Genomic DNA, 24,733 nt, shown 5'->3' with positions numbered 1-24,733 from the left:
CCTTAATAGAGCGGTAGTTGCCGCACCTGACGTGCGATCTCGTGCAATCGAACAAAGCCCAGCCCCTCCAGCTTAATACGGACTGTGTTTTCCAGGGCAAACTTTCGGACGGGTATAATAATACGTTGTGACACCGTTGATGAAGAGGTGAACGAGATAACCGAGTCCCAGTTCTCTCCTGACTTTTGATTCGATAGACTGATGTTCAGCACACTGCCTACGCCCATATCTACAACGATCCACATTTTCAACCAGCGCTGACGCTGTGCAATGGATTGATTGGTGAACGGTTTGGTTACGGCTTTCCAAGCAACAGGGCTTGCCATATCCAGCGTGCCGCCAAGCTTCAGCACTTGACCCGTAGCCGTACCAATGTACAAGTCCTGTCCGATGGATGCATAACAAGTGGGTACTGGTGTAACCCATCGTGTCCATGTGCCAATGCGTGGATCATGCACCAGCGTTTCTCCACTCTGTGTGCTGAAGTATAAGCGAAGTCCGTCCGACCCTGCGGCACTTGCTGTGCTGACGTTGGGATAGAAGGACTTAATCACCTCGCTGAATCCTTTGTCCGGCAATGCAGCAGCTGAGTACTCGTAGATACCTGACTTATGCATAAAGCGCAGTGAGCCTTCACGCGCTGACACTGCATTGTTGTTTGCCACGCCTTCGTCGTCGGTGACTACGCGGCTGTTAAAGTCCGAAGGTTGTCCACCCATTAGCAGGTGTATGGACGATGGCATCCCGATGGTCAAGCGATAAAGGCTACCAGACAGCATGTTGATGTCTTCACCGTGCGACGACTCAATCGTTTTACGGTAACTGTCCTGCTGATTCCCTGCGAATTGATTCCAGTTCTCTGGCTGATCCAACGCAGATGACCATAACTCGTTCCCTACAGCGCACCAGAGCCTGTTTTGGTATGTGGTAATGTATTTACCATTAGACGGTGCGCCACTCAATACAGACACCGCAGAGCCGTTATACTTACGCATCGAATCAACACCATTGCACCCGATCAGGTTTACACCGCCCAGGTTGCCGTCAAAGTTAGTGAACGACCATTCTGCTGACGTGTTCAGGCCACTAGCAAGTGTTGTCCAAGTGCTTCCGATCAACCGCCTCCATGTGCCATCATTGAACACGGCATGTAACTCCCGACCACGCCAGACACCCATGCCAAGGACACGTGTACCAAAAGTACCTTGCACAGCCAAGCCCGGCCTTGTGGAGATAGCCGGGTAATCATCGGTGGTCAAGTTCTGCATTTCGGTAAAGTAAGTGTCCTCGATAGAATATGGATCAAAGGTATTCAGCCCTCGGAACTCTCGAATCGGAATCGGTTGCATCATGCCTTCAAGCGGCTGGTTCTGTGACGGCTTATATTGTACGGGCCTCATTGCACTGCACCCGCTTGATAGTTCTGTGATGCCACATTCCATGCTGCCTTGTACTGGTTCTCATAGTTTGATGCCTTCACGCTGTCATCTTGGCTATTAGCCAGCATTGCAGCCAAGGCCGGGATAAACGTCCAGTGATACTCCTCTGGTGCGTCAGGTGAAGCTGAGAGAGCCGTAGACAGGAACGTGGTTGTAGCAATCCGGTGGTAACGCAAAAAGCCTCTTAAATCAGCGTAAGGGGCTGGGTACAGAGATATGGTTTTGGTTGTATCGTCGTAAGCAAATGCGTTTTGGTATGGCGTTACGTCTTCACGATCCAGGCTACGATACTGCGATGGTCCGATCAGCACCAAGTCGATGTTCTTCTGCCTGATATCTGGCGGTAATGTATAGTCCGTTTCTCCAGCTGTGCAATCAAACTGCGCCACCTTTGGAATCTTGACCACGTTGAAGAAGTCTTGGTTCAGCGCATTCAGCCAAACCACCTTATCTGCTGCCGGCACCTCGTTGGGTACCAGCATATCCGCTTCTGCAATAATTTCAGTTAGGTTCATGGTATCACACCTCTTCTGTAATCAGGTGTTCGTATCCCTCAGCAATCAGATAAGTGTCAATGCCGGGTTTCAGGTCTGGCCTGCGCGATAACACATAGTCGTAAGTGTACGCCTTGTCGATGATCCGTTGCCCCATATACGCTCCCATTACAGCGCGCCTCCCATCACGAGGTCGTCAATGGCTTGTTGCATGAGCTGTTGGTTTCTCTGTAGCTCCTCGATGGCCTGAGTTACATCATTTGGATCTTTCGGTTTTAATGACTCGTCAATCTCGAATGTTGTCCCGTTCCATCGGTAGTATCCGGCGTTGATGCCTGCGGGTAGGTGGGTCATATCCAACTCAACCTCTGTATACCCTTCGTGCGGATATGTTATGGCATCCCGGATGATATTGTCTGAATCCAGTTGAAAGTAAAATTTCATGGGTATCTACCTCCATATGATAATTGCATCTTTCTTTTCGCCCGTAATTCCGCTCGACAAGGCATAACCGGCTCCGTCTGCACTTGCTAAATCAGCAATGTTGTTGCTACTTTTATAAGCTGCCATTGATACACTATAAAGCAACATACCACTACTACTTCCTGTCTCTAAACCTACAGCTAAAAACGTAGCGTTTCTGCTGTACTCAACACAGTACACTCTAACTGGCGGATTGCTACTAAGAGGGTTTACTTTCTTGAATGTGTCTCCAATCCGTTGGTAAGTCAGTAGATACGGGCTGTTTGTGGTACCAACACTCATTAAGTCTGTACCAGGCATGAAGCCAACTCCATTCGCTCCGCTAGTAGGCAGATCAGCAAAATCCGGGATTTTTTCAAATGTATCGCCTGTTACTTTATATACGTTCAAATAAGGGGTTGTTTGGTACGCACAAGATAGTAAATCACCGCTGGAACTAAAATCACTAGCATTCACCAGCCCCGTTGGTAAAACTGAGGGATTTGACAGTTTGGTAAATGTATCTCCTGATCGTTTATAAATTGTTATAAATGGAGTTGTACTATGTCCAACAACTAAATGAACTCCACTAGGATCGAAAGTTAGTGAAGCAGCAAGCCCAGTTGGTAAGACAGAAGGATTTGATAGTTTAGTGAACACATCTCCTGATCGTTTATAGATACTAATATAAGGCGAATCAGTGTGGCCTAATGCTAAATAGGTACCATCAGGGCTCCACGCGACACATCTTGTATTACTCGTTGGCAAAACTGCAGCATCTGGTAGTTTAGTTAAGGTATCCCCATTCCTCTTATAAACAATAAAGTAAGGGGCACTTGCCAAAACAACTGCTAAATAGGTACCATCAGGGCTCCAAGCGTTACCGATTGATGATGATCCAGGCATTGAAGCAGGATCTGCTAGTTTAGTGAAAACGGAGCCATTACGTTTATAGAGAGCGAAGTAAGGTGAAAAGGCCATGCTGACTGCCAAATATGTGTCGTCGGGACTCCATGTTGCTGATCTCACTGACGCCGAAGATGGTGGGTAAGTTATGGTTACATCACTACCAAACTGTGTTTTTGTATAAATCGGGTCACCTGCAACAAGATTCCCAGCATAAGTCACAGTCTGTTGTACCTGACCGTTTATCGCTGTTGAGGTTTCGATCGTTCCAATCCCGTCGGCCAGTTCCTCAAAAGAATGCGGGGAAGTCCCTGATACCGTTCCCCCTTTGACGATGACGGCGGTCTCAATCAGATTTTTCCCGTCATCGACATGTGTAAAAACCTCGTTTAGCGCGGCAACCAGATTTTCTTTTGTTGTAGTTTGTAGCACACTCAGATCGCCTACTTGATTGTCTGTATACTCATTAGCAGAAACCAGTGATGCATCTGCTTTGTTTTGCGCGCCTGCCTTTGTTTCCCCTTCAATCCGTACAAACTGAGCGTCCGCGCCACTCATCAAACCAGAGTTGCCATTGGTTACAGCATTCGGGATCACGTCGGTACCACCTGTGATATGTGAAGATGCGTGCGCACCTGGTGTAGCCGAACCCGTAGCCGTCACTGTTACTTGCTTGTTTGCTGGATTTGTAGTAATGGTGATCCCAGTTCCACCAGTGAACTGCAACGTGTCTGTTTTGTTGGTAGCCAGTACATTGTTTACTCCAGCGAAAGCATTCTGGTTAGCTTCTGCTCCTGTCTGTACCCCGTCCAGTTTCCCCTTGTCAGCTGCTGCCATGAGTCCATCCGTTGATGGTGTAGCCAATCCTCCAGTAGCTTTGCTATTCCAATCTGCTTTTTCAGCGTCTGTCACGAACCGGTTGCCTGAGTCCTGAGCGATAATGGATGGTGGATGTGTCGCAGGGTGCACGTAGTTGTTCGCTCCTGGAGCCACACCATCAAGTTTAGTTTTATCTGCACCAGTCATGAATCCAGCCGCACCACCAGCAACCACAATGGCATGAGCTGCACCGCCAGTACCAATATGTGCGTTCAGGTTTCCATCAGAGTAATCTTTGGCAGCTTGTTCTGCTGCATCTGCCTTCGCCTGTGCACCTGCTGGTGTCTCCCATTGTGAATTCGCTTCTGCAGCAATGTCTTCACTTGTATTCCGCCACGGGTATTTACTCATGCTTACCACCTCTCTGTAACGGAATACCGTTCGTACCCGTTGTTTGCTGTTTCGTATTCGTTCAACACCTGGCGGTATTTATAGTCGAATTCCTCCGACTCTTTCCCGCTGGTAATTTCTTTCAATACACCGTACACGAGTACCATGTCAAAGTCCGGATCGAATCCAGTAGGGCCATCCATGTCCGCTAAAGCCAGTTCCCGTAGTACTTCAGCATGGAAGATTTTGATACCCTCTGGAGTGTCTACCTCCGGGTTGGGCACGATACCGATACGATCACCGGAAAAATAGTAATACGGTTTCTCCTTTAGCCTCTCATTGAATTGCCGCAACGGAATACGTCTCCAGCCATCGTTATCGTTGTGATAGGACTCCATCTTCACATCGACGTCTACCACATTGCCTGGTGGGCAAGGAAGCACATACAGCGCCTTATCCTTCACCAAGTCGATTGCAGTACAGATGACATTCGATTGCTGTTGAGCAGATCCGAAGTTACGGACAAGCCTGTCACGCACTTGCGACACCTTGCGAACAATGGAAGCGGGAGAGAGGAAATTAGGCGACTTCTCCGTAATTTCCTCTACAACGTCTTTTAAGAGCATTTCTCACCACTCCTTCATATTTACCTTACGCGTTCTCTAAAGCTGTGATACGTGCCGCCAGTTCAGCGAGGATAGCCTGTACGTTCGTTGCTGTGCCCGGCGCAATCGCTGTAGCTGTAATCGTTGTTGCAGGGTGCACGTGGTTACCAGCTGCGGCTGTTGATGCTGTGGTGCCAATAGCCAAGTTTGATGTACCTGCACCAAGGGCTGTACGAGCTGCTGTTTGGTTAGCGGCTGTCAGTACTGCTTTACCTGTAGCTGTAGCATCCGTGATGCTGTTCGATGTGATGGTGCCTCCACCGCCTCCACCCATGTCGATCGGCTGACCGTTGGCGTCAACGAATACCGTATAGTTAGGCTCCCGCTTTTCGGGCAGGCTTGGTGCTTCGGCTGCGGGGATGATCTGTAAGAAGTCCGGCTGTCTGCTGTGGTTCAGTGGCATCTGTGTTCCCTCCAATCAATTTTTCCAGCAGTTCGTTTGTACGTTGCTGTTCTTTATAGATCGCATTGAGTGCGTCCAGTTCATCACGAAACATGTGATTACCTCCAAAAGAAAAAGAGGGGCAATATGCGCCCTCTTAGTCTTGTACGTTATGTCCAAAGAGGAAGGAATAGTTGGTTTGACCATAACCCCAACGTCCTACAACTTTGTGTTTAGCTACTTCTGTATCAAAGTCAGTGATCGAACCGTTCTCCGGTTTACGTCTCCACTGCCAGTGGTTGAAGCGTTTCATGCGCGCTGAGTCAGCAGCGAACCAGTTCTTGCGCTGAGCTGGGTTGATAAACGGATTGACGATGACCTTGATGTTGCCCATGTACATATTCGCGTCAAAATGGTTGCTTCCTGGCTCATATTTCGGTAGCTCAGCATCAGGTAACCCAGCAATCTTGAAGGCTGCACGTGCATTGTAAGGTGCAACGATCAGTGTATCAGGAATAACCGCCAATGGATTACCGCGATCATCTTTCCATTCCTGCATGAGCACGGCTGTTTCATCCCATGCATCCAGCGTTAGTGCCTGAGATCCAAGGTTAGACTGTACATCTGTGCTGTTTGTAGGGCTGTATGGATGGTCAATGGCACACAATGGCTTACCATCAGGCAATGTATAGCGCTCTAAACGTCCACGGAAGTTAGGCCCTTGTGCGACAAAAGCGTTGTTCAAGAATTCAACAGCCTGCAATTGCTGAGTTTTGTATACAGCATCAGCCAGACCCATGATTCGTGTCTTGATCTCCGTAAGTTTCAAGTCATCAATAAAGTCGCGTTCAATGATACGACCATCAGAGAACTTGCGGTTACGAATAACCTTTTGCCATAACTCTTCAACGTCCTCATAGAAGACTTGGTTGTTCGAGTGGCCCCATTCTTCCATAAGGCCCTCAGCGCCAACACCTTCATACGATTCGCGGTCTTTATCGGAGTTACTAACGTTATACATCAGCGGAATATAGTCTTTTTTATCCTTGGTTTCGAGCGAGTAAAGTTCTTTGAAGATAGGTTCGAGGACTCGTGCGTCCCATTGAAGTTTTGTTTGCATGTGTTATGCTCCCCTCTCGATTATGACAATTGACGGTTCTTAACTTTGAACCGTGCTGTCTTTTTATTTGTGTTAATCGCCATTACAGACAAGGGACCGCCCGTTACGGTGGCCGAGTTTGCCGACAATCCATCAGCTGCCAATGCAATTGCAGATGCGCCTGGAGTGAACCCGCCTGCTGCTGTTCCGCTGTACGGTGCGTCATACCAGTCACCCTCCCGAGCCAAGATAACCTCAGTCTCTTTGTCTGTGCCTGCCTCTACATTTGCAGTCAAGAATCCAGCAATCGGGTCAGTCGCACCAGCCTTTGTCCAGCGTCCTGCCACCAGTTTCACAGCTTCACCAGCAAAACCTGCTTCATCGTTGGTCATCAGAAACTCTGTGATTCGAGTGGGGTCATTACCGTAATCGTTGTATACATATTTGAATCCTTGTGCCATGGCTTAACGCCTCCTGTTTATTCAAAGTTTTTTGCATATTTGTTAGCTTTTTTCGGGTCAAGCCCAAACATAGCGAATGCACCAGTTAACTCTGCTGGCGCGCTTGGCTCCAGCGTTCCAGCCGCTTGCGTCTCCACCTGTGCCCGTTTGTTCAGGCGTTGGTTCTTCAACACCGTCTGTTCTGCGCGTTTACGCTCTGTGGCGCTCAGTTTATCCCGGTGTACCAACTCATAAGCATCAATCGGGTCATAACCACGTTCAATGCGCGCATGCATCTCTTGGGTAAGCCAAGGTGCTGCGGCTCCATCATCCGTGACCTCCTGTGCCAGTTCCGGGTACTTCTTGAACAGATCCTGCCAGCCTTGCACCAGTTGCTGTTGTTGTTGCTCCTGTTGGCGTGTGGACTGCTCTGTCTCCTTGCTTTGAAGGACCTCACGCGCTTGTTGTAATAGCGGGTGGTTATCGAGGTACTGATCAAGCACATCAGGGTCAATGCCAGCGTTCATAGCTTCTTCCCGCATGCTTATCTTCAGTTCGTCGAATTGGTCCTTTTGTCTCTGCTGTGATGCGGCCTCAATCTGGTCGATGTTGTCCAACAGATCGGCGTGATCTTTATATCCCTGCTGTTTTGCAAGTCGATCCAGAGCCGATTCATATTGCTTCGCTCGACCTTCCACCTTCTCGTAATTCAGTCCCTTACGTGCATGTACTGCCACTTCTTCGTCCGGGATGAATACGTCTTGACCGTTGTATTTGACTGTGATGCCCTTCGGTTGTTCATCAGCTTCGAGTGCTGGCTCTATGGGTGGAGCGTCGTCCTCGTGTTGATCGTCGTCCGGGTCTGGGTCATCGCCGTCACCATATGGTAAGTTAAAGGCTTCATACGCATCACGCATTGCTTGTTGTTGATCGTCAGCCTGTGGGTGGGCTGTTTCTGGTTCTGTGACGGTATCGCTATGGGTGGCGATGTTGTCGATGTCTTCCATGCTCGGTTCCTCCTAATCCGCTATGGGTGGCGGCAGATATAAAAGGCCAAAGGATTCTCACCCTTGGCCTGTTCTTACTGGTTGCATCAGTTGCTGGGCAACTTTTGCGCCTTCCAGATTCATTTTCTGTTGTTTCAAACCTTGCTCAAATTCACGGTCACGCTGTTCTCGCTCCATCCGCTCACCACTAAACTGCTGTAGTGTCTGCTGCATGGATTGGTTCTCTTGGCTCAACTGCTGTACCTGAGCTTGTGCTTCCTGCGCTTGTTGCTGGGCTTGCATGAATTGCTGTTGCTTGCCTGACTCTTCTTCAATACGCCGCTTGATGACGTCCATCGGCTCCATACGCCCTGTGGTAATGACGTACCGGACTGCCTCGGCATCAATCATTGGCTGCTGAGTGATCGGATCCATCGTCTGAAGTAGATTGAAAGCCAGTTGCAACCAGTACTCCCGGTCTTGCGGCTTGTCTACTCCGATCTGCACCAGTATGTCAAACTCCGGCACAAACTCCTCTTGGACCTCCACAGGCTCTGGCATCATACTCATTGGATCCATCTGACCCATCATGTCCATGCCCTGCATCATATCAGGCGGTTGCATGTCTCCTGCACCCATCTCTTCAACCATTGGTGCTGGCGACGCATACTCGGACGGTACACGGGAAACCATTTGATCCCGGCTCATCTTCACTGTACGGCCTGTAACACGTGCGATACGCTCTGTGGTGTAGAACTGGGCTATCAACTCCACATACTGGCTGAACACCTCTTCTAGTGCGTCCTGTATCAAGTCAGATACGGTGTTGAGTCTTGTACCCGCAGCTGCCATAAGTGCCTTGGCCTGTGCGCCACTGGTGACGTTGCTGTTGGCCTGCCCATTGGCACTGTCGAACTGCCCTGGGATCTTCTGCAACATCTCGTCATAGTAGTTCAGCATGTTGAAAACTGTACTTGGCACGTTGACGCCTTCCAGTTCCTTCACACCAGCCATACGCCCAGTAGCCACCGGAAGCATTGCGCCCGGCATAGATCTTTGCTCAGCCCATGTACGAGGCTTGGATATAGCTCCTTCTTCGTACATCATCGCTGCGTTACCCATTTTCGCCATGGTCTCGACTGCAATCTCAGCGTATTTGTTCTTCATGATCTGCGGCTTGATCATATCCCGCATGAAACCTTTGCCCCATGGATTACCTTCTGATGGGTACAGTGTCCGGGCTACGAATGGATATTGGCCGTGATCGAACACATATGCTTTATGCTCCAGGAACACGCCTGACGTGGTGATGTAGATGCAATGTACGCCCTCCATCTTTCCATCAGCCTTCGCTAGATACTCGGATGGGTCAACGCCTTCCATCAGTTTCTCTTCAGCCATTTCGCGGAACAGTTTCTTATCCTCAGCACTCACCTGTTTGGGCAGTCCACGATACCAGTACTCAATGAGTCCGGACATCTGCTGCCGTGTGGCGTCTGTGCTCAGGTTGCCATCATCTGAGTCAATGTTGAACACATCAGTCTCAAGCGTGCCAATATCAGGCTGAACCTTCTTGCCTTGCTTGGGCCAGCGCTCTTTAAAGTACTCCAGTGGCTTGGGCACGTTTATGATGATGCCGCCCATCTTCTGGAGGTAAATGAAGTCTTTAATGCGTGGGTCCGGGAAGAATGTACCGAAATCAACTGGAATGATGTCGTTACGCCCTTCGTACCGGTTCATCCCACGCCCACCTTCGACTGTTGGGTCAAAGACAGTTTTGTATATTAACGGGCCATGAATGACCATGCGCCGGACAGCTCGGGTGTGTTTCTGCTTAAATTTGATCTGTCGCAGTTCAAACGGCATGAAGTCGTTCAAGTCCCGGGCTTTTTCCTCGTCTCCCTCTTCCTGAGCCGTGAAGTTCGGGTAAGGCATCCATCCAGTCAGCTTGCCTACAATGGACTCTATCTGTGAGAAGGTGATGTTCTCCACCGCATCCGGACGAAGCTTAGACACTGCATCTGAGCGCAATCCCTTCCAATGGTCACCCATGTAGAAGCGTTGCTCCTTACGCCAGATGTCGTCCATCTGTTGCCGTGCCTGCTTGAACACTTGGTAATCCTGGTACACCGTGTCATATATCCGTTGTTCTTCTGGTGTATTCGGATTTACTGAGTCTTTATCAGCTCCGTTCTCCGTAAACAAACCCTGAAATCCTTTCTTGATCTTGTTCAGCGTGCTCATTTGTCCTCACCTCGCTCCCTAATCCTTTGCTGTATCACCGCTTTCTTTTTGGTGTAAGCTCTATCCCTTCTGATCACATACACCATGTGCCCAACTAAAATTGAACCGGCTGCGATGGCAATGAGAGCAATCACTTGTCATCCACCTCCAGCACGTTCGGATCGTCATGCCAACTCATTGGAGAACGTGTCTCCAGCGGTTCGGCTGGCTTCTGATGGTTGTTGTACATCGCATACTCACCAGCATTACGTGACGTCAGGCGGTTGGTCAGATCCTTGATGGTCTTGTCTTGATCACGTATTCGCATAAACAAAAATACGATGGTTGCGATCACCATCGTTGTCAGCGCATATTCCATTTCCTCACCTCACCAGAATGACGGCTTAACCTCGTCGTCGTATTCTTCCTCTGTATCAAAGTCCACTCGCTTGCCTGTAATAGACTCAGGATTAGCGCCCCACGCTACCTCTTGTTGTCCGCTGACCGTGTGTACGATCTCACCAGCCATGGACACCGTATCCACTTGGTCGTCATTCTTACCTTTCGGGAAGCTCATCAACTCCGCCTCGAAGTCATCCAACCAATTACCATCCTCACGGTGGTACACCTTGCCCAACTCATAACGTGCAGCAATCGGTAATGCCCGAGTAACCTTGTCCTTGTCTACCTTCACAGGCAGGATGGTCATCCCATCGCGCTTGCACTCCTGTATCAAATTGGTGCCGAACGTCTTATCCTCAATTGCCTGAAACTTCGGCTTGTACCGATGCTCCATCTGCTTCATCAGCGTCTTTTGCTCCGGTCCCTCAATGTGCGTACGATATACATCACGGATCAGGATGTCATTGTCAGGCGTCACCATGAACGTTGAAACAGCAAAGTAGTCGTTGATTGTCTTCTCACTGTTCGCTGTGTCCACCGTTTGGAACATCCAGCATTGCATTGCTGTAAACCTCCGTCCGTCTGAGAGCACCACATACTGTACATTGTGAATCTGCTCAAACTTAAAGTACCGGAAATGTTTACGTTGGAATATCGTACCGCCTGCAGCTGATGGCCTTTGCTGATACAAGGCACTGAATACATACGAGCCAACGTCGGACTTGATCTGGTCCAGACGCTGCACGTTGAAGCCAAACTCAGGCCAGAGCGCCTCCCCAGGTTTACGACCCAGATAATCATCGTCCTCAGCTACTGCCGGGAAGTTGATCACCGTCCAACGCTCGCCCTTATGTGTTCCTTGCTTAACCTCATCGGCTTCCTTCTTCAGTAGCCGTCCTACCAAGTCGTCTTCATGCCAACGTGTCATAACCACGATAATGCGTCCGTCTGGCGTTAACCGTGTGTACAGGGTTGATGTGTACCAACTCCATAGACTCTCACGCACAACCTCGCTGTTGGCTTCCTCAGCGTTCTTGAGTGGGTCATCAATGATAGCGATACGTGCACCCTTACCTGTAATGGGACCACCCACACCAGCAGCATTCACGCCGCCACGATGTCCTTCTATGCCCCATGACTCCGCTGACTGTCTTGCACCAGATATTGAAACGCCAAATAGACCCGATCGGTCCATGAACGTATCTCGCGCAATCCGGTTATTATCCCGGCTCAGCGACAACGCATAGGATGCCAATATGATCTCATCATTCGGATATTTTCCTATGTGCCATGCAGGAAACTTCTTGCTCACTCGCTCAGACTTACCATGTCGTGGTGGCATTGTGACGATTAAACGTTTGATCTTGCCCTCGGATACATCCATCAGTGCTCTGTCCAGTACATCCAGGTGCTTCCCGTCTGCATCCCGTCCATCACTGTCGAAGTCCATAAAAAAGCTGAAGTCAAGCTTGGCTAGGATTTCAAACTGTCTACTGAGCGGTACTGGTTTGTCGCTTCCAGAGTTGTTTAAGAAGCTCGGCGCTTTCTGGGTCTGTTGAGATGGTTTGCTCGACAATGTACTCATGTTGATGGTTCACCTCGCCTTGTACATCTGCCTGTACTCGATCAATCGGTTTGTACCCTGCACGATCCAGCAAATCCCTTGCAGCAACCAGCCTATCCTTGTCCATTGCATTCGGACTCTGCATGATCTCCATCATCACGTTATACGCCTTGACAGCATCCTCAGCGAACATCATCCGCAAGTCCTTGTTAAGATTCTGTTCAGTTTTGTTAAGATATTGTTGAACCTCAACAGACTTTAACAGCCTACTACCTTGACTTGACGCTGTCTTCTCGCTGTATCCTGCTGCAATGGCAGCCTGTGTTGCGTTGTTTCCATTCTGCAGATATTCCGTCACAAATAGCATCATTTGTGGTCTCAAGTCTGCCATGGTGTCATCTCCTTTCTATTCCAACTTGGTGCCGCAGAACGGACAGAATGAGATGGTTTCGAAATACTCATTCTCAATATTCATACTCCATTCATCTGACCCATCTTTATCAATATCATGTGCGATACCCTGAACAAATACCGCATCTTTCAACCCGTTGCATTGATGAGCATCCATGGGTATCACCTTCCTCTCTACTCGTCTTCACAAATCTGATAGCCTTCTGGCCACTCAAAACTTATCACTCGTACATATACGCCGTAACCTCGCCTTACAATGATCATTCGATTGTGCAGGTTTGGCTTACCTTCGATCTGCCGTTTCAATTCCTGCGCTGTGGATTTCATATCCTTCAGCATTCCTCTTGTTTTCGGCGACCGTTGACCTTCTTGTACTCGCTTGCCATTAACCACCTTAATGCTTTCCCCAGTTGACTGATGCCGTTGCATCGGATCTTCTGGGTTGTACAGTTCTATTTGTCTGCCGTAGATCTCAGGCATATCCTTCACAATGGGTGTGATAAATCGATTGACCCACTTTTTGATTACTCTGCGCTTCACTATGTGTTATCCCTCCTTCCTATCCTGTGTTGCAATAGCTAATGCCAGTAACGCTGTTGATCTGGCTTGAATGAGCGCTGCCTTGGCTTCGTATGAAATGTTCTTTCCCAGCCTTGTTGCAATGTCTTGCATCTGACTCTGACACATCGCTATAACCTTTTCATTGTCCATGTCTCTTGTTATCCCTCCTCTTAATGACCCAACCCTATACGGCCCCCGCTGTCGCTGGGTGATTCGGTCGGACTCGATGGCCTTCGGCCTTAACCCACCAGCTTGTCATAGCACGCCTTGATTACTTTGGCATCATGCAGCGCGTTATACTTCGCACCTTCAATCCCTGCAAACTCTTCTCTGTTCACGTCTGGATCTACGCCTTTAATCTTCATCAGTGTGCAGATATCAAACGGGATGTAATAGACGTTCTTCGGAATGTTGAATGCATGTCCCCAGATCTGATTGAACAGCACCCAGTCGTAGGATAGGCAATCACTCCATACCTCCACTTCCTCATACTGGCCCAACCACTCTTCCAGGCATGTGCGAATGAACGATGTACCACCCGCAAACCCGTTGCCATCAACGAATTGAGATTCGTTGGTCAGTTTGTAGTTGCTGTATGGCAGGAATCTGCAGTTGTTAATGACATTCTGTTGTAACCATTCGTCCACTTGGCTCCGGTCATAATCCGTAAACTCCGCATAGAACGCTTCACCAACCTCAGCGACCATCCCAATGCTGATTAATGTCGTGTTCTGATGCAATCCAGTGAACTCAGCATCCATAAATACTTTCACTACTCACCATCTTTCCGTTGGTTCCAACGACATGATAAAAAACAAAAAAAAGAGCAACGGCGTTTAACCGTCACTCTCTTCGTATGATGTGGGCAAGGATTTGCACCCTGCATAGTAGCATTTTGTCACGGGCAGCAGCCTAACTGACTTCCCCTTACGGTTCCCTTGGCCTATTCCAGCTCTACTTCCCAACCAGTGAAAGCTCGGCATTCTCTCTTTGCGCCTGATTGGTTTTCGTCTGGGGCTCGCCGAGTCGTATCCACCTTAGCTCTAAGCGTCTACCTATTCCGCCACCACATCTTAGTTTTGGCTTGCAAGGAAGGAACGTTGTAAACGACGACTGCGCATACAGCTATCGGCGCTTATCAGATGTTCCTTATGCTAGTATCATAGCAGTTTTACCATGCTATTTGCGTGCGTTTTTCATGCGGATTTCGTGTGCATTTCATGCAAACCGATATTTCTGTCGAACATGTAATCCAGATTGTTAATCTCAGTTTCTTTCTCGCTTAATGGTTCCAGGGCAATGGACAGCTTGCGAATCGCTTCAGTGTGAAGGCGTGATACCCGACTTGCATCCCGTTGCGTGGCAGCTGCAATCTGAGCCAGCGTCATTGTGTTGCGATCCAGATACTTTTTCATGATTACCGAGCGCTGATCGTCATTCAACACGTTATTAACTGCGCCGTCAATCAGATTCACGATTCTGTTGTAACGCACCTTATCCCACGTGTTCTTGTCTCTCATTCGCTCTGAGATTATATACGGCAATACTTCATCATCTTGAATGGGACCGCAGTTGTTCACCGCGTATTCATAGGATCTATAATCCTTCAGAAGCTCCGTCACCTGATTGTTGTCCATGTTCTCCCTCCTCATACTCTTTTTCAAACTCACTGTGCCGGTATATTCTCCATCCCTTTTCAGGCGAGTGCACCAACCATTGTCCTTCCAGCACCTTGAGGTGTCTGTTATCTACAACGACGCTGATGTAGGGCTGTGCCGCCTGGATGAATCGCCCCTTCAATACGTGACCACCCGTGAATTCTCTCACCCTTGCAACAGATGCCGGAGAGCAATCCGTTATCTGGATCGCCCTCACGGTTTCTGCTTTGCGGTGGTAGATCATGCTACCTCAGATTGCGGCAATTCCAACGCACTCACGCGTCTTTTGAGCTCCTCAAACTCTGCTCTCGTAACTTCTCCCTCTGTTTCTTCAGCACTACTTCCTGCCAGCTGCTCTTCAGCCAGTCCGTTGGTTGTGTTCTCCGCTGTGTCTTCTTCGGGATATCCCCAGGGAGGCGGGTTTAGTTGGTCGCCCTCTTCCAAGTCTGCTGCAGACTGTGCATGATTCTCATCACGATGTTCTTGTTCTTCGGTGATTCGAAATTGCGGCGCCTCTTCGGCGCTCACCTCCCGGTACTTCCCAGCTTCGAGGTAGTTGAAGGTGATTACTTCATCCGTTGCCGCAAGCTTCGCTCTTTTCATGGAACGTTTGTTGTCTATCCACTCGACATCGTATATGGCTGGTTTGGCTTCTTCCTCACGTTTCTTCTGCTCTTTCCATGCTGCCATCGCGTCACCGACATCAATGACCTTAGTCGCTTGTACTGCACCGACTGCAATTTGTTGGCGAAGATCGTCGATGTGACTTTCTTTCTGCTTAATCTCGGCCTTAGCTTCTTCCAACTGAGAAACCGCAGCATCACGTTTGCTCTCCATGTCCGACAATTCAGACCTTACATCGCGTAATTCTGTCACCAGTTTGGCATTGGCTTCTCCTGCTTCATCCGCTTTTGCCAGTGCTGTATCCTTCGCTGCTGTTTCTGCTGCAAGACGCTCCTGTAAATCTTTAATTTGAGCCATCCACTGTTCATCCCGCTGCAACAATGCGTTCTGCACCACGATACGGACTACTTGGTAAGATGATTCCGCTGATTCTGGTGTGTCGTTTTTAAACATGTCACGCATGGTCACGCCGTCCAAATCCATATTGTCCATGATGTAGGCAACCTGTTGTTGAGACTCTTCCACGTTCTGTTGCTCCAAGTATGCAATCTCTTCCTCGATATCCACGATCTTACCTGCATCTGCCATAGCACCACGTTGTTTTTCAATGCTCAACTCATACCGTAATTGTTCAATACGTTCCTGCTTTTCCACCTACATACACCCCGTTTTCCGATAGTAATAATGATATATCTTATTATAGCACATATTGTGGTTAAAACACAGTATTTTCGCCGTTTTACACAATATTTTGTGGTTTATCTGCAACATGTCACATTTGACTTTTTCGTTCATGCAATTTCGGATCTCGCTTCCCGTTTGCCTACTTTCCAACCATCGATTTTAAACCACCCAGTAGGCTCATAGAGACGTTTTTGTGCTGATCCTAGTATTTGTCTGTCCAACTCTATCAAACGCCCTCTACACGCCCCAGAATCGTCGAGGAGCACCCATCCGTCTCCCACGTGTACGTACCGCACGATATTACTCACTTCTCTTCCCACCTTCCGCCTTTCTTGGTCACCAGTTTCAGAATCAACTCCGGGTTCCTCACGTCGAACAGTGTCCGTCTCAACGAAAAGTCCCGGGCTGCAAATCCCTTCACGTCTTCCACAATCATCTGTCCGTCCTGCTTGTACATGAAATCGGCTGTGTACTTGATGCCGCGTTTCTTCTTGCCCATCTTCATGAATGGTTCTACCAGTTGGAACTCTGGTTGCAGGGTCAACTCGCTGATTGCGCCGCCACGCTCCAGAAGCATCAGCATCCGGTACCGCTCTGCCTCCATCATGCTGTCGAAGGTGATCCCGTCCTTGACTGTCTTCTTCGCGCCGTACTTGTTGCCCCTCAAGCTGCACCACCTCCTCTCCGTTTTATGATCAGCTCATGGTTAACCCGCGTCTTGGGTACGCCTACCTCTTTGGCAATGTCTGACCGGAGCCAACCGTAATCGTATAGCTCCATGATCTTGTCTGACTGCTCTGGTGTAAGTGGTACATCCAGGCTTGCCATCAACTGGTCTGCCTCTGGCTCCTTCCTCGTTTGCACATACATCTTGTATTCCTCGCCAATCTGTCGGCCCATCGGTTTCTTCGTCTGCTTCTGCTCTTTGATCTGTCCGCCTGCTTTATACCATTTCTTTCTCATGCTGCTTCCTCCTCAGTGTCGTCTGCAAAGGCCTCTCGGCCCCTGCGCATAAATTCTTCCCAGTCTTGGTCCATCAGGTCGTAATCGTCGATTGGCTGTTTCACCTGATCATCTCCCTACTGCAATCTATAATTCATCTCAATTCCGCCCTGGATCACCACTTTGTAGTCTCGGCACATCTCGTTAATGCGGCTTCCCAGCGCTTCATCAATCTCACAAATCCCGGACACTGTTCGTTCGGAGCTGACTAATATAGGCAAGTTGTTCAAGTAACGGTAATTGATAATGGCGAAACTCTGTTCTGCTTGGAAATCAGTCGGTTTCTGGCGTCCCTTGTACATGTCGTCGATGAACAACACCTCGGCCTGCTGCAGTTGTCGGATTCTTGTGTCCAGCGTGTCGAGATTGTCCTTGATCTCGTTGAACCCTTCGACCCAAGGAAAGTAGTGGACGCCAACTCCCTTTTTTAGCAGGTAATTGCACACAGCCATGGATAGATGTGTTTTTCCGCTTCCTGGCCGGCCCAATAAAGCTAAGCTGTTTTTCCGCGTGCTTCGAATATCGAAAAAACTCTTGGCGTATGATCCAGCTTTCTGGTAAGCCAGCTTAATAATTTCAGGCCGACCCTCTTCTTCGAAATTGTGAAATGTTTTCTGCTGGAATTCTTCAGTGATTTTACTTGAACCCATCAAACGTTCAATCATCCGATCTCTGACGCAGGAGCAATCTTCCCATTTGTCGATGTAGTCGAAGGGTTTATCGCTCTGGGCCACACGCTGAATGCGGCCGCCCAGATCATTGCACTTGTTACAACGGTATGTCACAGACTCTTCATCCGTATTACTTGTCGAGGAAAGCATACTCACTCTCTGCCGAATTTCGTCCAGATTGATTTCCTTTTTCAAAACGCCCTTGAGACTCTGCATTGTTCACCCTCCGCTCTTTCTGTTCTTTCGATTGCTTGCGACTGTATATGCCTTCCTTGATCCAACGATCTGCGATAGCCTGCATGAGTTTCAGGTTTGGTTGTGAACTGCTTTCTCCTGTCTCCAGCATGAGTTCGGTAATAAAGGAGTCGTTGTAATTCTTCTTTTTCAGGTTGATCACGAATTCAGATATAAGGCCGTTCATGTTTAATCCACCAAATACTTTTGTATAAATTCCCATGATAGATTCGTCAGTCGTGGCGGCCGAAAATTGCCCTGTTTCTTCTTCTTCTTTTTCTTCTTCTTTTTCTTCTTCTTTTTCTTCTTCTTCCCCCAAGCCTATGGATAGGGTAGGGATAGGGTATCCATAGTCCTTGCATAGACTACCGAAACGGTATAGATACTCAGTGTTTTTTATGGATTGCAACTCTTTCTCGACACACATCCGAACCTTCGGACTTTTGATAGAGTTGTACTTCAACCAGTTGACCAACATGATTTCTTGTGTATGATCGTTATATAGTACCTTGCCGTACTGCACGAAACGCTCCAGAAGCTTGTCCACTGTCTCGCGGTGGTAACCTGTCTCAAACTCAACGATCCTTTTCGGCAGCTCATATATGCCGCATTGGGTCGTTTTTGAGTTGGTCATGAGGTACAGGTAGAAATATTTCTCTTCTGGTGTCAGGCTGATAACAAACGGGTCCTGCCAGAAGGAGACTTGTATCTGTCGGTATACTGCCAATGTGCTCACGCTCCTTTTTGTATATCCAAGTAATCCTCGATCTCCGCTATCTTGATCCGTGCCCACCTGATCAACTCTTCGTTAAACTCCATCGATCCGTAATCATCAAACTTCTGTGCGTGCTCAAAATTTATTGCCGCCTGTTCCATCGTCGCTTCCCACAACGCCAACTCCAGTATCTTCAGATCGTTGTTAGATGCCATCATTTGTATCCTCCTTGGGTATAGACTCCTCGACCTCTCCCTTTGCCCATTTAGCAAAACTTTTTAAAGTCATAGCAAACCAAGCTGATGATCCAACAGGCTTGTATAACAGATCTGCATCGCCCATGTAGTGATTTCCAATCACCATCACTTTTCTTGCTCGCCCTTTTCCGTTGTGGTATACAGCACCTTCTTTGATATCTTTGGGACTCATGCTTCATCCCTCCGGTTAAGTACGCCTTTTCGCTTCAACCTGATTGCGTTATTGCTTGGTTTGATGAACTCTTTCATCATGACCACATTCCCTTGCTTGTCGTACTGCCAACCATCCTTACCTGTACCTCTGCAATCTGGACAAGCGTATCCTGTATCCCACATGCTTGCTCGTTCAACCCCTCCTCCGTTACACCATTTGCAGTCTGGAAGAAGTGAGAGGAGATAATCTTCAGATTGCTTGTATAGATCGAACTCATTACGCCAGTAGTTCTTGATATATTTTTTGGTACGGCGCGACACACCTGTACCGAGTTTGTTGAAGTAGTTATCGTGTTTACGGTTGTATGGTGCTTTTATTGTTAGGTTCATGCTTCATCCCTACCCTCTAGTAAGTGTGGGTGTTCCCAAAATCTTGTCATGCTTTTTACTGTTACAATTCCTGCAAAGAGGTTGAATGTTTTCAATGTAATCACTACCTCCCTTTGACAGAGGTATAATGTGGTCCTTTGTTAAGAATTTATCTTCTTTGCACATAGCGCACTTGTTATTGTGGCGTTCTTTTACTAATTGCCACTCTTTTTCAGTGTGACTACCTTCAGCATTCTTTTCTCTTTGATATCTTGCTGCCTTGAGTCTGGCAATGTTTATCGGATTATTTTTGTAATATTTCCTGTGGTAGACCTGTTTCGATTCACCAACTTTCCTAACACCTTTGTATGCGTTGTGTTCTTGAAACTCCAATTTGTGTTTTCTGTATTCGGTGTAGCAAGATCTGCAGCAGAAGTGCCTTTTTTTCTTATTAAAGCTGGAGAGTTTGTCCGCAGATTCCTTGCCGCAATAATCACAATTGAATTTAACTTGACGGTTGTTAGCTGCACTTATTTTCTTCTTCGTTTCCTCTGAATGTTTATGTCCCTTCTGAAAACCCTTAACTCCTTTCATTCATATCCACATCCCCTTGTAAGAGGTCTTTGTTCTCCCAAATGTTCCCAATAATTTCTGATTTTTCAGAGTACACCCAGAGGTTCTGTCCCCAAGCATGCACACATCCGTATTCTTCACTCCATTCAACTGCTGCCCGTTCTTCAACTTTAGGATCACCTTGCAACGACCAACCGCCTGAACCGTCTGGAAGGTACATCCTTGCGTCTGAGTAATGTCTCAGTATGTCACCAGCGAATATGCGCTTTCCGTTCTTGTCCTCTGATCCCGTGTAGAGGCAAACCGTTTCAGGCCTAACTTGGTATGCGAATGGTAATCCCATACTGTTTGAAATATAATGTCCCTTTTCTATCTTCATGTAATTCTGTTTGAGTATAGCCAACAGTCCGTAATGCCACGTTCCATTAATGTCCATGCCGCGAAATTGAATCTCTCTCATGCTTCTTCCTCCCCAGGTAGGTTGATCACCGCATAGTGCGTTACGTCTTCCCACACCAGACTACTTCCATCCATTGCTTCTACCCATTTGTATTTGTAGTTAACTCGTTGTACCTCAGCAAAGGTTAGATAATTGCTATCTATCGAATAGGCAACGAAAGGTGTGTGTAATTCTGGTGGATTTTCCGGATCGTATTTGTGCCACTGAATCATTCTGCGACCTCTCCTTCCCAAGCTTCCTCCAGTCGTTCTTTCCAGCCGTCATCTGCATTCAGACGCCCTATTACGTAACTGATTGCTTTAGGTGTGCGTACAGCTTCTCCGTTATGGAAATCATCATTTACATGCTCTGCAATGACCTTAATCGGTACTTGTTGGTCATAATCGTTCTCTATCGCTTCAACTTCCAAATACGTGTATGGTTTACTCATGCTTATCCGCTCCTTCCTTGGGAGCCAACACAGGCTCTCCGTCACGTCTCACAACGGCTGGAATGCCTGTTACCGGGTCTACAATCAAGAGATAGGTGTCATCGTCTCCATCGTTACAATCTGGCTGGTATTCCTCAAAGTTCTGTCCGCATTTAGGGCAATATTCAAGCTCGTGGCCATCCAATTCATAGAACACACTCTCGCAGACGAAGCAATACATTTCGTTGATCTCAATTGCCATGTTGCTGGTTTTATGGAAGTTGATTGACGTTGCCATTTGTATATCCTCCTATTTGGGGAGACCGACCAAAACATGATACGGCCTCGCTTCGCTTAGTATTTCGGTCGCCTCGGAGTCCTACGGCCAATTAATCTTCGGTATACCACTCATCACCATCTTGCAGTTCACGAACGGATTCGTGTTGAGACTCACCGCCACACTCCGGGCAGTTATCCCAGCAGACAAATAGTCCGTCTACCCATCTGTTTCCACAGTTATCGCACACCCATGGGAATACCTTTGGCACGTCTATCCCTCCTATATGTCCAGTACAGCCAATAGAGCTGCCTTACAGATTGCTTCAGGTGCAGACTTTCCTTCGGCATGTATACTCCATGTCGTCTCTCTCATTGGATCGTAGTCAGCCGAGATACTCCATGGATATGTTAATGTTGCATCTTCGTGCCTCTCTACTAGCCATTCATATACTTCCCACGCCGCTGTAATATTCTCAGAGAATTCAGGCAACATTTCCATGTATGCAAATTCGACTATTGCAACACCATTTGGAAGTTTTCCTAAGTTTTCATTTTTCACAAGTTTTCGAATATAAAGTTCACCTTTATGCGGATTAAAGCTGGTGTCTGTTGCACTGTACCCCATCACTTTCCAAGCAACCCATGCGTTTAGTTTATTTCCCGGCTCCATCGCCAACACTTGCTCCCGGGTCAACGCTGTTTGTGTCATCTATATATCACCCCTAACAAAGCATTCTTCGCGATACAGGACTTCGTTTATCCATACCCATCCCGGTTTATATCTATATCCTTCATATGATTCGCCTAACTTCAACTCTTCGTAGTTGGCATGCCATTTAACATACTTGAACATGTGTTATATCCTCCTTAGTAGGGAGAGGCCCAAGCCTCAACCCTTCGCTTTCGGTAATTTCGCCGTTTTTCCGCATGAAGGGCATTCAAGCCATTCAGCAATACCGCCAATGTCATCCGCATCTGACCATTCATACGTCATCTTCACTTTGCATTTCGGACATTGCTTACTCATCTTGGTTCCCCTCTCCTTCCTGACCCACCAGAAAGGATCTTGCCCATTGCCCAGCATCCTGACATATTGGTGGTGATGCATACAGTCCCGGGTCTTCGTCAATGTAATGCTCTTGTTGCGAATAGAAGCGTAGTATTTTAATCGCCTCTTCAAGCTCCTTGTGGAGCCGATCCCGCTCAACCACAGCATGCTCCCAAGCTTCCATGATTGCAGCAAACTCGGCATCAACATCCGTAGTAAGGGTTAATCCCGCTTCTCCCATGCGATAAAACAATACGTTATCCTCTTCGGCCCAGAGAAATTGAGCACCGCCGCGCAAATCTAACACCTTGTAACCGTTGATATCCCGTTTAATACTCATGACTGTTCTTCCTCCCCAATGCTTTATTCTTGAATCCACTCATACTCCATATAAAATTGCTGGGATAGCATCTTCTCGCGCTCTCCTCGTCCGTCTATTGGGTTGTAGTACACATGACCGTCTACACACTCACAGATTGCAAACACCTCGTCTACGTCCTCACAGTGCTTGTAAAAGCGCTCCAAACGTCTCTTGATCGGTATGCCTGCCATCTGTATATCCCTCCTTGGTAAGAGGCCCTATGGCCTCACACAAAATTAATATTGCATCCTGCTAACTCCAGTTGCCTTTTCGCTTTTTTGAAGATGTAGTCAATATCCGCGCCTTCGATCAAAGTTCCATCAACTTGAAGATGTTTTTTCGGAATCCATACATTTTGATTAGTGTCGTTGATAGTGAATCTCATAGCCTTTCTTGCTCCATAATTCCGTTTTATAAGCCTGATTCTCAAGCCCTTATAACGTTGGGTGAGATAGTTCATTTTCATCGCCCCAATCGTCAATTTTAAGGCTCGGTAAAGGCATCCAATGGGTTACCTCTTCATTCAGTTTCCAATTCACATCAGCCTCATGACTGCTTTCATACCATCCCGCTTCTGTCCAATAGCAATCATTTTCCTCGTCATAGTCACCGTAAGTGGCGTATTGCTCATCCATGTAATCCTCTTCCAGCACACTGCGCGGAGCAATGTAATCAGCAATAGTTGCGTGCGCTATTTGTTTGTCCTTGAAAGTCGTTTCAAATCTCACAAGTACCCTCTGCTTAGTTTCTGGTAATTTATCGTTTACACTGATCCATGGCATGTGTTATCTCTCCTTTGGTGGGCCTAAACCCACCTTGATTTATTAAGCGTTGTATGGCAGCTCAGTTACTTCCGCTTCGCAATCTTCGTCCGTCATCGTTGCAAGTAAGCTTTCTTCGTATCCAATCTCTCTCAGCAATTTACGATCATTCGTTTCAGTGAACATGTTCATTCGCTCCTTTTGGTTTGGTATGAGGGTATTCCCTTCCTCTTTGGTATCCCTCAAAATAGAACCAGTTGCTTTTCTGGTGCTTCTACGAAATCTTTCGCAAGCAATACCTCAAAGATAGCTTCTAACTCACTCACGACGATGCTATTCCCTGATTGGTGATACAGAGTACCGTTCAAGCAACCTTCTTTCGATGGGTGCTCTCTTAAAGCTGCTTCAAAGTCTTGATCATCGAAACCCATTAGCCTAAAGCACTCTCGCTCAGTGAGGTAGCGGTATCGACCGTCTTGCATTTTGACAACTCCACTATTTGGGCATCTCATCTGCTTGGTAGTAATCGTATAAGCAAAGTCTTTTACCTCTTCCAACATCCGACCGCCAAAGCTACCACTCACCACTGGCTTACCGGGAAGCTTACGAACCATGCTTGGCTGAGTAACAACGTACTTTTCGTCAACATCCGGTTCCAACAGATCTGCTATAGGTTTCATTGGTCGCTTCTTCAGCTTGGTGAAATCGAAATATTTATTATCTAGCAAAGAGATATTGAACAATCTTTCTCTAGCTTGGGGAATACCGAAATCCCGTGCATCTAATACTTCATATGAATTCGTGTAACCCAGTCTCTCCATATCACTCAGATAGTGATTGAATGCCGTTACCATATTTTTAGACAATGCGTTTTTGACGTTTTCCCAGATGACCACTTTCGGTTTCCAAATACCGAAATTTTCAATAATCTTGATAGTTTCAAACATAAGGGAGCTTCTTGTCCCGTCCTCTACATTACCGCCGTATTGTTTGCCTCCAATACTGAAGTCCTGGCAAGGAGAACCGTGAACTAATATATCCGGTTGTAGACTATAGCCAACCACCGATTCAGGTTTATATCGATGATCAAACATTGCGTTGTAGGTCCGAACAGCTTTCTCGTTCCACTCCACATAATCAATCGACTTATGTTCGACACCGAGATTGATTAAGGCTTTTCGTGGTGCGCCGATTCCACCGAACAGTTCAAGTATCTTGATCATGTGTGTCTT

General features: G+C 47.6%; 42 protein-coding genes. All 42 read right to left on the bottom strand.

The features are described from left to right. Window positions 1–2: 2 nt before the first annotated feature. The 42 genes from MKY73_RS07245 to MKY73_RS07040 all read right to left on the bottom strand — a co-directional run bounded on the left by MKY73_RS07245 (window position 3) and on the right by MKY73_RS07040 (window position 24,724). A complete protein-coding gene (locus MKY73_RS07245; protein ID WP_339306552.1) occupies window positions 3–1,400 on the bottom strand; it encodes a hypothetical protein in 1,398 nt (465 codons plus the stop codon). Beyond that, entirely contained in the window at window positions 1,397–1,954 is a 558-nt protein-coding gene (locus tag MKY73_RS07240) for a hypothetical protein (protein ID WP_339306550.1), read from the bottom strand. The genes MKY73_RS07245 and MKY73_RS07240 overlap by 4 nt, the downstream gene beginning before the upstream one ends. 4 nt (window positions 1,955–1,958) lie before the next feature. Beyond that, a complete protein-coding gene (locus MKY73_RS07235) occupies window positions 1,959–2,102 on the bottom strand; it encodes a hypothetical protein (protein WP_211080963.1) in 144 nt (47 codons plus the stop codon). Beyond that, complete coding sequence (locus tag MKY73_RS07230) at window positions 2,102–2,377, bottom strand: hypothetical protein (RefSeq protein WP_339306549.1); 276 nt, start codon at window positions 2,375–2,377, stop codon at window positions 2,102–2,104. Before MKY73_RS07230 ends, MKY73_RS07235 begins: the two co-directional genes overlap by 1 nt. 6 nt (window positions 2,378–2,383) lie before the next feature. Next, window positions 2,384–4,531 (bottom strand): WD40 repeat domain-containing protein, encoded by a 2,148-nt coding sequence (locus MKY73_RS07225; protein ID WP_339306547.1) that lies wholly within the window; start codon window positions 4,529–4,531, stop codon window positions 2,384–2,386. A 2-nt stretch (window positions 4,532–4,533) separates the two neighbouring features. Then, on the bottom strand, window positions 4,534–5,136 hold the full coding sequence (locus MKY73_RS07220; protein WP_339306545.1) for a hypothetical protein: 603 nt from the start codon (window positions 5,134–5,136) through the stop codon (window positions 4,534–4,536). Between the two features lie 25 nt (window positions 5,137–5,161). Next, window positions 5,162–5,578: a hypothetical protein gene (locus MKY73_RS07215; protein WP_339306543.1), complete on the bottom strand. Its 417-nt coding sequence runs from the start codon at window positions 5,576–5,578 to the stop codon at window positions 5,162–5,164. Then, window positions 5,490–5,672, bottom strand: a complete 183-nt coding sequence (locus MKY73_RS07210; RefSeq protein ID WP_339306542.1) for a hypothetical protein — start codon at window positions 5,670–5,672, stop codon at window positions 5,490–5,492. The genes MKY73_RS07215 and MKY73_RS07210 overlap by 89 nt, the downstream gene beginning before the upstream one ends. A gap of 42 nt (window positions 5,673–5,714) precedes the next feature. Next, window positions 5,715–6,677: a Mu-like prophage major head subunit gpT family protein gene (locus tag MKY73_RS07205; RefSeq protein ID WP_339306540.1), complete on the bottom strand. Its 963-nt coding sequence runs from the start codon at window positions 6,675–6,677 to the stop codon at window positions 5,715–5,717. A gap of 20 nt (window positions 6,678–6,697) precedes the next feature. Further along, the gene (locus MKY73_RS07200) at window positions 6,698–7,117 is read right to left on the bottom strand and encodes a hypothetical protein (protein WP_339306538.1); all 420 of its coding nucleotides are present in this window, start codon (window positions 7,115–7,117) and stop codon (window positions 6,698–6,700) included. 17 nt (window positions 7,118–7,134) lie between these two features. Further along, the gene (locus MKY73_RS07195; RefSeq protein WP_339306536.1) at window positions 7,135–8,103 is read right to left on the bottom strand and encodes a hypothetical protein; all 969 of its coding nucleotides are present in this window, start codon (window positions 8,101–8,103) and stop codon (window positions 7,135–7,137) included. A 57-nt stretch (window positions 8,104–8,160) separates the two neighbouring features. Further along, window positions 8,161–10,326: a hypothetical protein gene (locus MKY73_RS07190; RefSeq protein WP_339306534.1), complete on the bottom strand. Its 2,166-nt coding sequence runs from the start codon at window positions 10,324–10,326 to the stop codon at window positions 8,161–8,163. A gap of 130 nt (window positions 10,327–10,456) precedes the next feature. Continuing rightward, the gene (locus tag MKY73_RS07185; protein WP_339306532.1) at window positions 10,457–10,684 is read right to left on the bottom strand and encodes a hypothetical protein; all 228 of its coding nucleotides are present in this window, start codon (window positions 10,682–10,684) and stop codon (window positions 10,457–10,459) included. 9 nt (window positions 10,685–10,693) lie between these two features. Then, complete coding sequence (gene terL, locus MKY73_RS07180; RefSeq protein ID WP_339306531.1) at window positions 10,694–12,292, bottom strand: phage terminase large subunit; 1,599 nt, start codon at window positions 12,290–12,292, stop codon at window positions 10,694–10,696. Further along, entirely contained in the window at window positions 12,198–12,662 is a 465-nt protein-coding gene (locus MKY73_RS07175; protein ID WP_339306530.1) for a terminase small subunit, read from the bottom strand. The genes terL and MKY73_RS07175 overlap by 95 nt, the downstream gene beginning before the upstream one ends. Before the next feature lie 15 nt (window positions 12,663–12,677). Continuing rightward, on the bottom strand, window positions 12,678–12,839 hold the full coding sequence (locus tag MKY73_RS07170) for a hypothetical protein (protein ID WP_339306528.1): 162 nt from the start codon (window positions 12,837–12,839) through the stop codon (window positions 12,678–12,680). Between the two features lie 17 nt (window positions 12,840–12,856). Continuing rightward, the gene (locus tag MKY73_RS07165; protein ID WP_339306526.1) at window positions 12,857–13,222 is read right to left on the bottom strand and encodes a hypothetical protein; all 366 of its coding nucleotides are present in this window, start codon (window positions 13,220–13,222) and stop codon (window positions 12,857–12,859) included. Between the two features lie 6 nt (window positions 13,223–13,228). Then, a complete protein-coding gene (locus tag MKY73_RS07160; protein WP_179088651.1) occupies window positions 13,229–13,393 on the bottom strand; it encodes a hypothetical protein in 165 nt (54 codons plus the stop codon). 89 nt (window positions 13,394–13,482) lie between these two features. Continuing rightward, window positions 13,483–14,016: a 3'-5' exoribonuclease gene (locus tag MKY73_RS07155; RefSeq protein ID WP_339306524.1), complete on the bottom strand. Its 534-nt coding sequence runs from the start codon at window positions 14,014–14,016 to the stop codon at window positions 13,483–13,485. Between the two features lie 423 nt (window positions 14,017–14,439). Next, window positions 14,440–14,880 (bottom strand): sigma factor-like helix-turn-helix DNA-binding protein, encoded by a 441-nt coding sequence (locus MKY73_RS07150; RefSeq protein WP_339306522.1) that lies wholly within the window; start codon window positions 14,878–14,880, stop codon window positions 14,440–14,442. Continuing rightward, window positions 14,840–15,145, bottom strand: coding sequence for a hypothetical protein (locus MKY73_RS07145; protein ID WP_339306520.1), 306 nt, complete (start codon window positions 15,143–15,145; stop codon window positions 14,840–14,842). Before MKY73_RS07145 ends, MKY73_RS07150 begins: the two co-directional genes overlap by 41 nt. Further along, the gene (locus MKY73_RS07140; RefSeq protein ID WP_339306519.1) at window positions 15,142–16,179 is read right to left on the bottom strand and encodes a hypothetical protein; all 1,038 of its coding nucleotides are present in this window, start codon (window positions 16,177–16,179) and stop codon (window positions 15,142–15,144) included. The genes MKY73_RS07145 and MKY73_RS07140 overlap by 4 nt, the downstream gene beginning before the upstream one ends. Before the next feature lie 334 nt (window positions 16,180–16,513). Beyond that, on the bottom strand, window positions 16,514–16,876 hold the full coding sequence (locus MKY73_RS07135) for a DUF1064 domain-containing protein (protein ID WP_339306517.1): 363 nt from the start codon (window positions 16,874–16,876) through the stop codon (window positions 16,514–16,516). Then, window positions 16,873–17,172: a hypothetical protein gene (locus MKY73_RS07130; RefSeq protein ID WP_339306515.1), complete on the bottom strand. Its 300-nt coding sequence runs from the start codon at window positions 17,170–17,172 to the stop codon at window positions 16,873–16,875. The genes MKY73_RS07135 and MKY73_RS07130 overlap by 4 nt, the downstream gene beginning before the upstream one ends. Window positions 17,173–17,288: 116 nt before the next feature. Beyond that, complete coding sequence (locus MKY73_RS07125; protein WP_339308518.1) at window positions 17,289–18,032, bottom strand: ATP-binding protein; 744 nt, start codon at window positions 18,030–18,032, stop codon at window positions 17,289–17,291. Further along, window positions 18,013–18,843 carry a replication protein gene (locus MKY73_RS07120; RefSeq protein WP_339306513.1) on the bottom strand — a complete coding sequence of 277 codons (831 nt, stop codon included), beginning with the start codon at window positions 18,841–18,843 and terminating at the stop codon, window positions 18,013–18,015. The genes MKY73_RS07125 and MKY73_RS07120 overlap by 20 nt, the downstream gene beginning before the upstream one ends. Before the next feature lie 5 nt (window positions 18,844–18,848). Beyond that, entirely contained in the window at window positions 18,849–19,049 is a 201-nt protein-coding gene (locus MKY73_RS07115) for a hypothetical protein (protein ID WP_339306511.1), read from the bottom strand. Then, on the bottom strand, window positions 19,036–19,260 hold the full coding sequence (locus tag MKY73_RS07110; RefSeq protein WP_339306509.1) for a hypothetical protein: 225 nt from the start codon (window positions 19,258–19,260) through the stop codon (window positions 19,036–19,038). Before MKY73_RS07110 ends, MKY73_RS07115 begins: the two co-directional genes overlap by 14 nt. Further along, window positions 19,257–19,631, bottom strand: a complete 375-nt coding sequence (locus tag MKY73_RS07105) for a hypothetical protein (RefSeq protein ID WP_339306507.1) — start codon at window positions 19,629–19,631, stop codon at window positions 19,257–19,259. The genes MKY73_RS07110 and MKY73_RS07105 overlap by 4 nt, the downstream gene beginning before the upstream one ends. A 9-nt stretch (window positions 19,632–19,640) precedes the next feature. Continuing rightward, complete coding sequence (locus tag MKY73_RS07100) at window positions 19,641–20,204, bottom strand: HNH endonuclease signature motif containing protein (RefSeq protein ID WP_339306506.1); 564 nt, start codon at window positions 20,202–20,204, stop codon at window positions 19,641–19,643. Continuing rightward, entirely contained in the window at window positions 20,191–20,643 is a 453-nt protein-coding gene (locus MKY73_RS07095) for a YopX family protein (protein WP_339306504.1), read from the bottom strand. Before MKY73_RS07095 ends, MKY73_RS07100 begins: the two co-directional genes overlap by 14 nt. Next, window positions 20,640–20,855, bottom strand: a complete 216-nt coding sequence (locus MKY73_RS07090) for a hypothetical protein (RefSeq protein ID WP_339306502.1) — start codon at window positions 20,853–20,855, stop codon at window positions 20,640–20,642. Before MKY73_RS07090 ends, MKY73_RS07095 begins: the two co-directional genes overlap by 4 nt. Then, window positions 20,852–21,073, bottom strand: coding sequence for a hypothetical protein (locus MKY73_RS07085; protein WP_339306501.1), 222 nt, complete (start codon window positions 21,071–21,073; stop codon window positions 20,852–20,854). Before MKY73_RS07085 ends, MKY73_RS07090 begins: the two co-directional genes overlap by 4 nt. After that, on the bottom strand, window positions 21,066–21,350 hold the full coding sequence (locus tag MKY73_RS07080; RefSeq protein ID WP_339306500.1) for a hypothetical protein: 285 nt from the start codon (window positions 21,348–21,350) through the stop codon (window positions 21,066–21,068). Before MKY73_RS07080 ends, MKY73_RS07085 begins: the two co-directional genes overlap by 8 nt. 91 nt (window positions 21,351–21,441) lie before the next feature. Next, window positions 21,442–21,600 carry a hypothetical protein gene (locus tag MKY73_RS07075; protein WP_339306499.1) on the bottom strand — a complete coding sequence of 53 codons (159 nt, stop codon included), beginning with the start codon at window positions 21,598–21,600 and terminating at the stop codon, window positions 21,442–21,444. An 11-nt stretch (window positions 21,601–21,611) separates the two neighbouring features. Further along, a complete protein-coding gene (locus MKY73_RS07070) occupies window positions 21,612–22,040 on the bottom strand; it encodes a hypothetical protein (RefSeq protein WP_339306498.1) in 429 nt (142 codons plus the stop codon). Window positions 22,041–22,220: 180 nt separating this feature from the next. Continuing rightward, complete coding sequence (locus MKY73_RS07065) at window positions 22,221–22,358, bottom strand: hypothetical protein (RefSeq protein WP_339306497.1); 138 nt, start codon at window positions 22,356–22,358, stop codon at window positions 22,221–22,223. Then, entirely contained in the window at window positions 22,351–22,719 is a 369-nt protein-coding gene (locus MKY73_RS07060) for a hypothetical protein (protein WP_339306496.1), read from the bottom strand. The genes MKY73_RS07065 and MKY73_RS07060 overlap by 8 nt, the downstream gene beginning before the upstream one ends. Before the next feature lie 23 nt (window positions 22,720–22,742). Beyond that, window positions 22,743–22,931 (bottom strand): hypothetical protein, encoded by a 189-nt coding sequence (locus MKY73_RS07055; protein WP_339306494.1) that lies wholly within the window; start codon window positions 22,929–22,931, stop codon window positions 22,743–22,745. Between the two features lie 243 nt (window positions 22,932–23,174). Then, complete coding sequence (locus MKY73_RS07050) at window positions 23,175–23,522, bottom strand: DUF551 domain-containing protein (protein WP_339306493.1); 348 nt, start codon at window positions 23,520–23,522, stop codon at window positions 23,175–23,177. Window positions 23,523–23,564: 42 nt separating this feature from the next. Further along, window positions 23,565–23,687 carry a hypothetical protein gene (locus tag MKY73_RS07045; protein ID WP_256703281.1) on the bottom strand — a complete coding sequence of 41 codons (123 nt, stop codon included), beginning with the start codon at window positions 23,685–23,687 and terminating at the stop codon, window positions 23,565–23,567. 56 nt (window positions 23,688–23,743) lie between these two features. Further along, window positions 23,744–24,724 carry a DNA cytosine methyltransferase gene (locus MKY73_RS07040; RefSeq protein WP_339306492.1) on the bottom strand — a complete coding sequence of 327 codons (981 nt, stop codon included), beginning with the start codon at window positions 24,722–24,724 and terminating at the stop codon, window positions 23,744–23,746. Window positions 24,725–24,733 lie beyond the last annotated feature (9 nt).

The organism is Paenibacillus sp. FSL R5-0519 (assembly GCF_037974275.1).
Classification (GTDB): domain Bacteria; phylum Bacillota; class Bacilli; order Paenibacillales; family Paenibacillaceae; genus Paenibacillus.
This window is presented reverse-complemented; position numbering and strand designations above follow the sequence as displayed.